The organism is Rhodococcus sp. NPDC057529, assembly GCF_042802055.1.
Taxonomy (GTDB): domain Bacteria; phylum Actinomycetota; class Actinomycetes; order Mycobacteriales; family Mycobacteriaceae; genus Rhodococcus_F.
On the sequence record NZ_JBHVEY010000004.1, the window covers coordinates 29,909 to 42,500 of the forward strand.

Genomic DNA, 12,592 nt, shown 5'->3' on the forward strand with positions numbered 1-12,592 from the left:
TTGCCGCTCACGTGGGGGTAGCCGTACCCGCTCACGTGCTGGTGGGGGGCGACTATCGTCGTGGATATGCGAGCGGAAGACGGCGAATTGACCTCCAAGCACCAGCCGTTGCTGGTGCTGAGCAAGATCACGGAGATCCTCGACGCCTTCAGCCTGTCGCGTCCGTCGATGACGCTGGGCGAGATCCACCAGGCCACGGGCCTGCCGACGTCGACGGTCCAACGTCTGGTCAGCAACCTGGTGGCGCAGGAATTCCTCGACCGGTCCGGCGACCAGATCCGGATCGGCGTGAAGATGGCGTTCTGGGCGGCGACGGCCACCAAGGGGCTCGACGTGCTGGCCGTCGTCACGCCGGTGCTGAAGGAGATCCGCGACGCCACCGGTGAGACCGCCAGCTTCTTCCGGGTCGAGCAGGGTTACCGCGTGTGCGTGGCGATCGCGGAGACCGAGCACGCGCTGCGCCGGAACATGTATGTCGGAAAGATCGTGCCTCTGCCCGCGGGGTCGGCGGGCCGGGTGCTGCTCGCCTGGAACCCGGACCTCACCGAACAGGTCCTCGCCGGCCCCATCGAACCGATGACGGAGGGCACCGTCACCGACACCGACGTGCTGCGCGAACTGATCCACCAGGCGCGCGCCGACGGGTACGCCATCACGGCGGGGGAGCGGGAGGACAGCGCGTCGGGATTGGCTGCGCCCGTGTTCGATTCGTCCGGTGATGTGCTCGGCGCGCTGGCGATCAGCGGGCCCACGCTGCGCATGCCTCGCGAGCAGTGCGAGAAGTGGGTGGATCTGCTCGTCGGCAGCGCGGAGCAGGTCACCCGGACGCTGGGCGGCCGCTACCCGTCGTGAGGCGTGCTCGCGCTTCACGACGGGTCGCGGCGTCCGTCACGACGTCCACGCCTCCGGGTTGACCGGGTGCGGCGGGATCCGGTTCTGCGCCATGGCCACCGCGTTTTCGGCGCACAGCCGCGCCATCTCGGACCGTACGGCGACGGTGGCGCTGCCGACGTGGGGGAGCAGCACGGTGTTCGGCAGTTCCGCCAGTCCCGGTGCGAGCGCGGGTTCGTCCTCGTAGACGTCCAGTCCGGCGCCGGCGATCTCCCCGGATTTCAGGGCGGCGACGAGGGCGGTCTCGTCGACGACGGGTCCGCGCGCGGTGTTGACGAGGATCGCCGTCGGTTTCATCGCGTGCAGCACGCCCGCGTCCACCAGGTGCCGGGTCTGCTCGTTCAGTGGAACATGCAGCGACAGGAAGTCGCTGGTGGCGACGAGGGTGTCCCAGTCGGTGTGGGTGACGAGTCCGGCGAACTCGCCGAGTTCGGCGTCGGTCACGGGCCGGTCGCCGGGAGGCCGCGGGCAGAACTGCACCTGCATGCCGAAGGCCAGTGCCCGTTTCGCGGTGGCGCGGGCGATCCGACCGAACCCGGCGAGCCCGAGGGCTCTCCCCGAAACATCCTGGCCGAGTAGCAGGTTCGGTTCCCATCCGGTGAACTTCCCGGAGCGGACGAACGTGTCGGCCTCCACCGCCCGGCGCGCGGTGGCCATGATCAGCAGCATCGCGACGTCGGCGGTGGCGTCGGTGAGCACCCCCGGGGTGTTGCCGACGAGGATCTTGTTGGCGGTGGCCGCACCGATGTCGACGTTGTTGAACCCGACCGCGTAGTTGGAGATCCCACGGATCTTCGCGGCGGCCAGGAGGTCGGCGTCGAACGTGTCGCGGAGTTGGGACACCACGACGTCGTAGTCGCCGGACAGGCAGACCTCCCGCAGCCGGTCGGCGTCCGGAAGTTCTTCGGGCAGTTCGACGCTGCCCGCGGCGCGCAGCAGCGTGAGGGCGGGTTCGGGGATCGGGGTGGTGACGTAGAACCGGGCGCCGCTCATCGGCCGCCGCCGATGACCCACTCGAACGCGGACGCGTTGGAGCGCGCGCCCTGCGCGGCCTTGGACCGATTGGCTTCGCCGAGTTCGGCGAGGGTTTTCTCGGACAGTTCCACCAGCGAGCCGAACGTGCTGGGGTTCAGCCAGTCCGGGCGGGTGGCGAACAGCAGGTCCTCGCTGGCGGTGTTGCCGCTGGCGCCGGGCGCGAACGGGCAGCCGCCGAGCCCGCCGAGGGCGCCGTCGACGGTCATCGCGCCTGCCGCGACCGCGGCGAGACTGTTCGCGACGCCCAAACCCCACGTGTCGTGCCCGTGGAAGACGATGCCGCGTTGCGGGGTCTCGAGCCTCACCCGGGAGACGAGGGAGTACACCTCGGCGGGGACGGCTTGGCCGAGGGTGTCGCAGACGACGACGTCGACGGCGCCGTGGGCGCGCGGGTCGTTGGCGATGTCGATCACCCGCTGCTCCGGGACCCGGCCTTCGAACGGGCAGGTGAACGATGTCGCGATGCACAATTGGATGCTGCCCCCGACGCCTCGCGCGAGTGCGATCGCGGCGGGCATCGCGGCGAGGCTGTCCTCGGTGGAACGGCCGATGTTCGCCTGGTTGTGGGAATCGGACGCGGAGAAGCAGTACTGGAAATGGCGTGCGCCGGCGGCGGCGGCCTTCTCCACGTGCCGGGGCGTCGCGACCCACACCCAGCAGTGCTCCAGTTCCTCCGGGGTCAGCTCCGAGATCACCTCGACGGTGTTCGCCATCGGCGGGACGAGGTCGGGGCGGGCCATCGACCCGATCTCGAGCGCGGGCACGCCGAGTTCGAGGAGCCGCCGGGCGATCTCGAGTTTCCGGGCGGTGGGCAGCATCTTGCCGGTCAGCTGCAGTCCGTCGCGCAGGGTGACATCGCGGAGCAGAGCGCGTGATTCGAAGGATTGCGTCATGAGAGGTCACCTACCGTGTCGTTGACGAGGGAGTCGATCTGTTCCGGGGTCTTGCCGAGCAGCGTCTCGAGGACCTCCCGGGTGTGCTCGCCGAGGTCCGGTCCGACGTTGCGGATGGGCAGCGACTGTCCGCCGATCACCGGCACGATGCCGGGGAACCCGACCTGCTTCGGTTCGGCTTCACCGGTGTCGACGGTGAACTGCTGGATCATATTGCGGGCCGCGTACTGTTCGTCGCTGCAGATGTCGGCGGCGGTGTTGATCGGACCCGACGGCACCCCGGCGGTGTCGAGGATCTTCAGCGCGTCGTCGCGGGAGTACTGGATCGTCCACGCGCCGATCGCCGCGTCGAGTTCGTCGCGGCGCGCCCACCGTCCGGCGTTCGTGGACAGGTCCGGGTCGGCGCCGAGGTCCGGGCGGCCGATGGTGTCCATGTAGCGCTGGAAGATCGCGTCCCCGTTGCCGGCGATGATGATGCTGTTGCCGTCGTTGCAGGTGTACGCGTTCGACGGGGCGATGCCCTCCATCCGGCCGCCGACGCGTTCGCGTTTGATGCCGTACGCCAGGTAGTCGGGGATCAGCGACTCCATCATCGACAGGATCGATTCGTTGAGCGCGACGTCGATGATGCGGTGCGGCAGGGACGGGCCCTGCGTCCCGGCGACCTTCGCGGCCTCGCGTTGGAACAGCGCCATCACCGCCCCGAACGCCGCGTAGAGGCCGGCGATCGAATCGCCGATCGACACCCCCACCCGCACCGGTGGCCGGTCCGGGTCGCCGACGAGTTCACGGAACCCGCCGGCGGCCTCCGCGACCGCGGCGAACCCCGGCCGCTGCGACATCGGGCCGGTCTGCCCGAACGCCGAGATCCTCGTGATCACCAGGTCCGGATTGGCCTCGTTCAACGCGTCCGGTCCGATACCCCACTTCTCCAGGGTGCCGGGCCGGAAGTTCTCCAGCAGGATGTCGCAGCGGGCGGCGAGGTCGAGGACGAGTTGCCGGCCCTCCTCGGTGCGCAGATCCAGCACGATCGACTTCTTGTTCCGGTTGATCGTGCGGTACAGCATCGAGGTGTCGCCGGAGTAGAGGCGCCAGTTGCGCAGTTCGTCGCCGGTCTTCGGGCGTTCCACCTTGATGACCTCGGCCCCGAAGTCGGCGAGCATCCGCCCCGCCGTCGGTGCGGCGATGTAATTGCCCAGCTCGAGTACCCGAACGCCGTCGAGTGGCCGAATGGTGTTGTCGGAGAACATGGTGATCCTTAACTGATAGTGACGCTCAGAGAACGAGGCTCATGGGCAGGACGAGCAGTATTGCGACGACCGATGCCACCGATACTCCCACCGAACACGTCTTCAGCGTGCCTCGTGTGGTCTGACCCATCAAGGACTGCAGCAGCCAGAAGGTGTTGCTGGTGACGTGCACCGCGAACAGGGAACCGGCGCCGGCCGCGAGAGCGATGAGGACGGGGTCGAGCCCGAGGGTGGGGGCGATGGGTGCGAGGACGCCTGCCGCGGTGATGGCGGAGATCGTCACGGAACCGACGGCGATGTGCAGGACGGCGGCGATCACCCAGACCATCAGCAGGGGAGCCGCGTGATTGGCGGTGAAGTACTTGCCGAGGATGTCGCCGAGTCCGGCGGCGGCGATCGTCGCGGCGAGGGACCCGCCGACACCGGTGAGAATGAGGATCTGGCCGCTCTCGCTGAAACCGCTCGCGATCGCCTTCTGCACGCGATGCTGGCCGATGCTGAACCGGCCGACGAAGCTGGTGCCGATCAGTCCGATCAGCAACGCGATGAGCGGTTCCGACACGAACGAGACGACCGGGTTGCTGATCTCGGCGATGTCCAGGATGGCGCCGGTCGCGATGAGCAGGAGGGAGAGGAGCAGCGGAGCGAGGAGTAGGATCAGCGGACGGTCGTGCTTGGTGCGCTCGGTGGTGACGGTCGCGGCGCGTTGCGCCTGGGCGACACCGCCGCCCGCGTCCGGCCGAGGGGCGCTGCCACCGCTGCCGCCGTCGGTCCAGTCCTCTTCTTCGTCGTCGACGACCGTCTGATGGAAGTGCTCCTCGTCCTTCTCCGGGTTCCACCAACCACGGGTGAACAGGAACGACATGATGGCGACCGAGATCGCGACGGTCGGGATCACCAGGATCAGCCCGAAGATCAGCATCTTGCCGAGCGGCACACCGAGCAGTCCGGCCAGGGCGAGGGCGCCGACGCCGGGAACCATGAGGACGATGCCGCACTCGAGGCCGATGGCGAGGGCGGTGGCCATGCGGGCCGTCCCCACCCGGCCGACCTTCGGTGCGAGGTTGCGGGCGAGCGGAGCCGAGATGACGAGCAAAACGTCGAGGAAGATGGACTGCAGCAACGTCGCGATCGTCAGCGACATCGCATAGGGCATTCGTTTCGGCCCGAACACCCGGAGAAGTGTTCCGACCAGGCGCTGGATGGCGCCCATTTCTTTCAGCATGGCGCCCATCAGGACGCCGAAGGCGATCAGTAGTCCCACTTCGGCCATGATGTCGCCGAAACCGGTGCTGATGACCTTCACCGTCTCGGCCGTGCCGAGTCCCGTCGTGAGTCCGAGGTATGCGGATCCGACGACCAGCGACACCACGGGGTTGAACTTGAAACGCACGATCATCAGCACGACCGCCGCGACGGCGACCGTGGTGTTGATCAGGATTCCTACGTCTGACATGTGCGCGTCCTTCGAGGAGGCGGGCAGTGACTGGTGTCACAGGTACACCCATATTATGAGCACACACTCACGATATAAGCAATGCCGCCCCGTGTGCCTTTCTGGTTGTTCCCGCTACCGGAAAGGCGCACGGGCCTGGATACTCGACGCATGGTCGCGCTGGATCCGTTTGCGGTGGGACGGCCACCGGTTGCCGAGCGCAGGACGTCGGACGACTGGGACGAGATCCGGCACTGGTCCGACCGCGTCTACATGCCGTATGTCGTGCGTCCGCTCGGGGTCGGGCTGGCACCGAGGTCGAGCATGTACTCCACGAAGATCGGCGACATCACGGTCACCCGGTTCTCCTACGGCATCCCCGTCTCGGTCGGCGACTTCTCGCCCGACGCCGGAAACGCGCTCGTCCTCACGACCATCCGCGGGAATGCCCGGCACCACGTCGATCACGACGCCACCGCGGACACACCGGCCGGGGACACGTTCGTCGCCGACTGCAGCCGAATCGACTACCTCGTCGAGTTCTCCCCGGACCACGTGCAGCTCAATCTCACGATTCCGCACCGGGTGCTCGCTGACACGGCAGTGCGCTGGTGGGGATTCGATCCGGGAGATGTTCTCTGGCAACGCAAATGCGCCATCGGGGGCGGTGGGTCCGGCTGGCAGGCGCTGCTCGGGTACGCGATGCGGACGACCGCGGAGCTACCGGGACACGCCACGGACGGGCGTATCGGGCTCAACCTGCAGGAGTTGCTCGTCGGCCACCTGCTCACCGAGTGGGCGGCGCGGGCGGGAGTCGACCCGGACAGGACCACCGGACCGGCGGCGCCGGGCTACGTACGGCACGCGGTCCGGTACATCCGGGAGTGCGCCCGCGAACTGCCGACGGCCTCCGACATCGCCGACGCGGTGGGGGTCAGCGTCAGGACCCTGTCCGGATCGTTCCGGAAATACCTGGACACCACGCCGGCCGAGTACGTGCGTGAGCAGCGGCTTCGGGGCATCCGGGAGGAACTGCTCACCGCACCCCCCGGGGAGACCGTCGCCTCGATCGCCGGCGCGTGGGGGTACGTCAACCTGGGCCTGTTCGCGGCGTCCTACCGGCGGCGGTTCGGTGAGAATCCGTCGCAGACCAGGGCCTCCGGCCCCGTGAGTGGCTGACGAGTCCAGAGACTCGTCAACCACTCACGGGCGCGAAGCGCCACCGCCCGGGGTCGGTGTGGCGCCGATTCGGGTCAGCCGTTACTGTGGCCGTCATGCAGCGCGCATATTTCTGGTTTAGCAGGCCGGCCCCGGGTGGGCCGGTCGGCGTAACCACGCGCTGACCTCCTCCACCCCAGAGCCGGATTACAGACCGGCTCGCGGGAATCTCCACAGTCTTCGAGGGCCGGCCTGAGAACAGGAACCCGAACCCATGACTGTCACTCTCGACACCACGACCAGCAGTGATCGCCTGGACGCCCAGCGCACCGTGAGCATCAGCCCGCTGGTGGCGCCGTCTGTCGTGCGCCGCGAACACGCCCCCGACGACGTCGCGTCCGCGACCGTCCGCTCGGGCCGCGCCGACACGGTGAACGTGCTGAACGGCGACGACGACCGCCTGCTCGTCGTGGTCGGCCCGTGCTCCGTGCACGACCCCGTCGCCGCCATGGACTACGCCCGCCGGCTCGCCGCCAAGGCCGAGGAACTGCGCGACGACCTGCACATCGTGATGCGGGTCTACTTCGAGAAGCCGCGCACCACGCTGGGCTGGAAGGGTCTGCTCAACGACCCGCACCTGGACGGCACGTTCGACATCGACACCGGGATCCGTATGGGCCGCAAACTGCTGCTCGACGTGTCCTCGCTCGGTCTACCGGTCGGCTGCGAGTTCCTCGACCCGATCATGCCGCAGTACATCGCGGACCTCGTCACCTACGGCGCGATCGGTGCCCGCACCGCTGCCAGCCAGGTGCACCGGCAGCTGTGCAGCGCACTGTCGATGCCTGTCGGAATCAAGAACTCGACGGAAGGAGACGTGCAGGTGGCCGTGGACGGCACCCGCGCCGCCGCGGCGAGTCACGTGTTCCCCGGTACCGACCTCGACGGGCAGGCCGCGCTGATCCGCACGGTCGGCAACCCCGACTGTCACGTCATTCTCCGCGGCGGCAGCGACGGACCGAACTACGACGCCGAGACGGTCGCGGACACCCTCGCCCGGCTGCGCAAGGGCGGTCTGCCGGAGCGGGTCGTCATCGACGCCAGCCACGGCAACAGCAGCAAGAACCACGAGAAGCAGGTCGATGTGCTGGACGACATCGCGGCCCGTCTCGAGGCGGGCGAGAAGGGGATCGTCGGTGTGATGGTGGAGAGCTTCATCGAGGCCGGACGCCAGGACCTCACCCTCGGAAAGTCGGAGGAGCTCACGTACGGCCAGTCCATCACCGACGCCTGCATCGACTGGAACACGACGGCGGCACAGTTGGACCGCCTCGCCCAGGCGGTGGCCGCACGCCGGAAGTGATCACCGCACGCCCCGCGTCCGGAACTGGACGCTGATCCGCGGTCCGAGCGGGCGGGCACTCTTCGGTATGCAATGCTCCCAGGTGCGCTGGCAGGAACCACCCATCACCAGCAGGTCACCGTGGCCGAGCGAGTACCGGATCGAGTGCCCGCCGCCGCGCGGACGCAGCAGCAGCGGACGCGCGGCGCCGAGCGACAAGATGGCGACCATCGTGTCCTCCGTGCGGCTGCGACCGGTGTCGTCGCCGTGCCAGGCGACGCTGTCGGACCCGTCGCGGTAGAAGCACAGTCCGGACGTGGCGAATTTCTCGCCGAGTTCGCGCAGGTAATGCCGGCTCAGGGCGTCCCGCGCGGTGACCAGCAGAGGGTCGGGGAGCGGCTCGTCCTCGCGGTAAAACCGGACGAGCCGCGGTACGTCGACCACCCGGTCGTACATCTGGCGCCGCTCCGCCTTCCACGGCACCGTCTCCGCGAGCGTCGTGAACAGCTCGTCGGAACCGGTCATCCACCCCGGTCGCACGTCGACCCACGCCCCGGCCGTCAGCGTGCGGCGCCGCACCGTCGGCCCGAGCTCGCCCAGTTCCACACCGCCCGACGCGTCGTCGAACAGCGAAGCCTGGAGCGCATACCGCGCATCCGCGGAAGTCATGCGGCCATACTACCTCAAGATTCGAACGTATGTTCCCATTATCTCGAGAGGGCGGTCGCCGCTCGGACGCACCCCTTCTCGATTCGTGCTCGCCTTCTCGGGCGCAAGAAGTAGTGCGGTGACGGAGAAGTGGTGCGTCTGCCCGAAATGAGTGGCAGTTACTCGCCGTCGTCGCCGGACGCCGCCCCGTGACGGCTGCCGCCCGCCCGGTGGCGTTCGCAGATGAACCACGCGGCCGCGCCCAGGAACGGGACGATCCAGACAGCGATGAACCAGAGTGCGCCATGGAGCACGCGGGGTCTCGCCAGGACGATCGCGAGGGTCGCCGACATCGAAATAGTGAACGACATTCCGATGGTGACGAGCGCGAGAAGGAAGAGAAAGAGGAAGATGCCGAAGCCCGGCATGCAGTTCATGTTCGTCCGCCCGCATTCGCTGAGGCCGGATTCGGCGAGTGCGCTCATGGAAACGAGCGTAGTGATCGCCGCTCGGGACGCACGCCTTCTCGGTTCGTGCTCGCCTTCTCGGGCGCAAGAAGTAGTGCGGTGACGGAGAAGTGGTGCGTCTGCCCGAAATGAGTGGCAGTTACCGCGGCACGGCAGGCTCGCGGTCGTCGCCGGTGTCCACGACCGCCTTCTGCCTGCTCGGCCACCAGAAGGCGCGACCTTCGAGTGCCGACAGGCTCGGCACGAGCATCGGGGCCATGGCGAAGGCGGCGATGGCGACACCGATCGCGACGCCGAAGCCGAGTTCGGCGAGGTTGGCCAGTCCCGTGAGGGTCAGGGAGGCGAACGTCAGCGCCAGGATCAGACCGGCCGCGGCGACGGTCGGGGCGTCGTTGGCGACGGCGATCCGTGCCGCATCGCGAGGCGCGTACCCGTTGCGGAATTCCTCGCGCAGACGAGACGCGAGCAGGATGTTGTAGTCGGTGCCGATCGCGACGACGAACAGGTAGAGCACGATCGGAATGGAGAAGTCGATCCCGTCGTAGCCGAGGCCGTGCAGGAACACGAGCACCACGGCGCCGAGGGTGGCGACGAACGTGAGGGCCACGCACACCAGCAGGTTGAGCGGGGCGAGGACGGCGAGCAGGAGCACGGCGAGGATCAGTGCGATCGCGACGGCGGCGACGGGGAACACCCTGCGGGTATCCGCCGCGAGTTGGGCGCGGACGTCGACGAACGTGGACGTCTGCCCTCCCACAACGACTTCCGATCCGGGGACGGCACCGTGGGCCGCGTCGCGGATCGGGCCCTCGACGAGATCGAGGGATGCGTTCGAATAGGGGTCGTCGGCGAGCACGACGTTGACGAGCGCGGCGCGACCGTCCTGGCTCGGTCGCGGCGGCGCGACGGAGGACACGCCCTGCACTTGTGTGAGGGCAGTGACGAGCGGGGTCAGCGATGCGGGATCGAGTGGTCCGGGTGCCACGACGTATACCTGGGTGGGGCTCAGTGCACCCGCGGGGAAGGATCGGTCGAGGGTGTCGAATGCCTGCTGCGACGGCGTGTCGGACGGCAGTTCGCCCAGCGTGTTGTACGTCGACTTGTAGCCGGACGCGAAGGACGCGAGTGCGATCAGCACGACGCCGATCACGACGGCGAACACGGCCGGACGACGCCCGATCGCGGTGCCGATCGACGCGAACGGTGTGTGCGGGCTGTCGTGCCCCGGGCCGAGCGGCCAGAACAGGTGACGTCCCAGGACTGTGAACACGGCGGGAATGAGCGTCAACGCCGTCACCAGCATGACGGCCACGGCGACGATCAGGCCGGGCGCGAGCGTGGTGAGCGACCCGAGTTTCGCCAGCAGCAGTGCGGCGAACGCGACGATGACGGTGAGCGCGGACGACGCGACGACCCGCCCGACCACGTCGGTGGAGAAGACGAGCGCTTCGCGATGCGTGTCGGTGGTGGACCCCGCGGCGGCCTGCTGCCGCAGCCGTTCGCGATAGCGGAACAGCAGGAAGACGATGTAGTCGGTGCCGACGCCGAACAGGACGACCACGAGTATCGATTGCAGCGACGTGCTGACCTGGAAGTCGAACAGATCGGCGAGGACGGCGGTCAGGCCGGTGACCACGGCGAGCACCACGCCGATCACGGCGACCGGCAGGACGGCGATGACGGGACTGCGGAAGATCAGACCGAGCAGGGTGAGGATCACGATGACGGTGGCGATCGTGATGACCTTGTCCGCGTTGTCGTATGCGGCGGTCGTGTCGACCTGAATGGCGGCGTTTCCCGTCAGCCCGCTCACCAGTCCGGTGCCGTTCAGTTGCTGCTCCGCATCGCCGCGGATGACCGGCACGGCGGCGTTGACCTGGTCGTCGCCGGGTTGTCCGTCGAACACCACCTGCAGCGCGGCGGCTGTCCCGTCGGCGGACAGCGACGCAGGCGACCCCTGCACGCTGACGACTCCCGGGATCGCCGAATTCTGCAGCGACGTCGCGAGATTCAGTGCCGTCTGCTGGTCGGCGGGTGACAGCGGGGCGGCGTCGGCGCGGACGACCACCAGGCTGCCGGTTGCGCCCGACAGGCTGGGGAAATACTGGTTGCCGACGGCCTGCGCCTCGGAGGACTCGAATGAACTGGGCAGGAACGTCTGTTGATTGCCGGTGGTGTAGTCGTCGAGGCTGGGTGCGAACAGAATGACGGCAACGGCCGCGACCACCCAGGCCGCGATGACCTGCCACGGGTGTGCGACGACGGTGCGCGCGATGTAGGCAAACATCATTCCCCGTTCCGGGAGATGAAGGTTCGGCCTTCGCCCGGGGCCGGGCGGTCGAACCGTTGCCAAGCCATCGTCGCATGCACGGCGTCGCGAAGGCTACGGGTTTCGCCGTATCGACAGACCGCGGCCCCGTTCCGACATCAGGGAGCGGGGCCGCGGTACGTCATGGTGCTCGTTACCGCAAGGGGGTGAAATCCCGGCTACCGAGGTATTCGGGGCGCGGCGCGGGAGCCGAGAACGGATCCGTCAGGGTGTTCTCCACACTGTTGAACACGATGAAGAGGTTGGACCGCGCGAACGGCGTGATGTTGCCGTTCGAGCCGTGCATGCAGTTGGAATCGAACACGGTGGCGGAGCCTGCCGATCCGGTCATCGTGTCGATGCCGTATTCGTTGGCCATCCGGGTCAGTGTCGGCTGATCGGGCGACCCGGTGGGCGGAACGTAGCTGACCAGCGATTCCTTGTAGTAGTCCTCGGGCGTCTCGCCCGCGCACGAGACGAACGCGCGGTGCGACCCCGGCATGATCATCAACCCGCCGTTGTGCCCGTAGTTCTCGGTGAGCGCGATCGAGATGCTCGCGGCGCGCGGGGTGGGCATGCCGTCCTCGGCGTGCCAGGTCTCGAAGTCGGAGTGCCAGTAGAACGGGCCGCCGGTGAAACCGGGCTTGAAGTTGAGCCGCGACTGGTGGACGTAGACGTCCGAACCGAGGATCTGGCGGGCGATGCCCACCACCTCGGGGCGCCGGATGATCTCGTCGACGACGTCGCTGAGACGGTGCACGTCGAACACGGAACGGACGGCGCCGTCACCGTTCTCCCGCACGATGCGGTTGTCGCCGCGGAGAGTGTCGGTGTCGGCGAGGCGCGTCATCTCGTCGACCAGATCGAACACGTCGCGAGGCGGGATGATCGCGTCGGCGGAGTGATAACCGCGGGCGTCGTAGTCGGCAATCTGACTTGCGGTGAGCGGACCGGACCGGGCATCACCCCGTTTCGGATCGGACCAGGTGACCGGATCCCGACGGACGGTCATCGTGCACTCGTTGCGGTCCCGCGTGGGGTAGTTGTCGGCTACGGCCGTACGCATAACTCGTGTTTCACCCTTTCGGATTGGACAACGCTTTACTCTTCCGACGTTCTCACTGGTCGTCGACGAATGCAACCCGGACACAGGTCCACCGAGGCT

Annotated in this window: 11 protein-coding genes; 3 read left to right on the forward strand and 8 right to left on the reverse strand. The window is 68.0% G+C overall.

Annotation, left to right across the window (positions count from 1 at the left end):
- Positions 1 to 66: 66 nt before the first annotated feature.
- Positions 67 to 852: an IclR family transcriptional regulator gene (locus tag ACFU5V_RS08715; protein ID WP_276138126.1), complete on the forward strand. Its 786-nt coding sequence runs from the start codon at positions 67 to 69 to the stop codon at positions 850 to 852.
- Between the two features lie 36 nt (positions 853 to 888).
- On the opposite strand, the gene ACFU5V_RS08720 is transcribed toward ACFU5V_RS08715, so the two are convergent.
- Genes ACFU5V_RS08720 through ACFU5V_RS08735 form a run of 4 tightly spaced genes read right to left on the reverse strand, consistent with a single transcriptional unit; the run spans position 889 to position 5,525 of the window.
- Positions 889 to 1,884, reverse strand: coding sequence for a 2-hydroxyacid dehydrogenase (locus tag ACFU5V_RS08720; protein WP_378698479.1), 996 nt, complete (start codon positions 1,882 to 1,884; stop codon positions 889 to 891).
- Entirely contained in the window at positions 1,881 to 2,819 is a 939-nt protein-coding gene (locus ACFU5V_RS08725; RefSeq protein ID WP_378698481.1) for a hydroxymethylglutaryl-CoA lyase, read from the reverse strand. Before ACFU5V_RS08725 ends, ACFU5V_RS08720 begins: the two co-directional genes overlap by 4 nt.
- Entirely contained in the window at positions 2,816 to 4,069 is a 1,254-nt protein-coding gene (locus ACFU5V_RS08730; RefSeq protein WP_378698483.1) for a CaiB/BaiF CoA transferase family protein, read from the reverse strand. Before ACFU5V_RS08730 ends, ACFU5V_RS08725 begins: the two co-directional genes overlap by 4 nt.
- 25 nt (positions 4,070 to 4,094) lie before the next feature.
- Entirely contained in the window at positions 4,095 to 5,525 is a 1,431-nt protein-coding gene (locus tag ACFU5V_RS08735; RefSeq protein WP_378698485.1) for a GntP family permease, read from the reverse strand.
- Between the two features lie 150 nt (positions 5,526 to 5,675).
- On the opposite strand from ACFU5V_RS08735, the gene ACFU5V_RS08740 reads away from it, so the two are divergent.
- On the forward strand, positions 5,676 to 6,683 hold the full coding sequence (locus ACFU5V_RS08740; RefSeq protein ID WP_378698487.1) for an AraC family transcriptional regulator: 1,008 nt from the start codon (positions 5,676 to 5,678) through the stop codon (positions 6,681 to 6,683).
- 253 nt (positions 6,684 to 6,936) lie between these two features.
- Positions 6,937 to 8,025 (forward strand): 3-deoxy-7-phosphoheptulonate synthase, encoded by a 1,089-nt coding sequence (locus ACFU5V_RS08745; protein WP_378432686.1) that lies wholly within the window; start codon positions 6,937 to 6,939, stop codon positions 8,023 to 8,025.
- Here ACFU5V_RS08745 and ACFU5V_RS08750 read toward each other — a convergent pair whose 3' ends face one another.
- The 4 genes from ACFU5V_RS08750 to thpD all read right to left on the reverse strand — a co-directional run bounded on the left by ACFU5V_RS08750 (position 8,026) and on the right by thpD (position 12,493).
- Positions 8,026 to 8,673, reverse strand: a complete 648-nt coding sequence (locus ACFU5V_RS08750; protein ID WP_378432687.1) for an alpha-ketoglutarate-dependent dioxygenase AlkB — start codon at positions 8,671 to 8,673, stop codon at positions 8,026 to 8,028.
- A gap of 158 nt (positions 8,674 to 8,831) precedes the next feature.
- A complete protein-coding gene (locus tag ACFU5V_RS08755; protein WP_378698489.1) occupies positions 8,832 to 9,137 on the reverse strand; it encodes a hypothetical protein in 306 nt (101 codons plus the stop codon).
- Between the two features lie 121 nt (positions 9,138 to 9,258).
- Positions 9,259 to 11,409 carry an MMPL family transporter gene (locus ACFU5V_RS08760; protein WP_378432688.1) on the reverse strand — a complete coding sequence of 717 codons (2,151 nt, stop codon included), beginning with the start codon at positions 11,407 to 11,409 and terminating at the stop codon, positions 9,259 to 9,261.
- A 172-nt stretch (positions 11,410 to 11,581) separates the two neighbouring features.
- Positions 11,582 to 12,493, reverse strand: a complete 912-nt coding sequence (gene thpD / locus ACFU5V_RS08765) for an ectoine hydroxylase (RefSeq protein WP_378432689.1) — start codon at positions 12,491 to 12,493, stop codon at positions 11,582 to 11,584.
- Between the last annotated feature and the right edge of the window lie 99 nt (positions 12,494 to 12,592).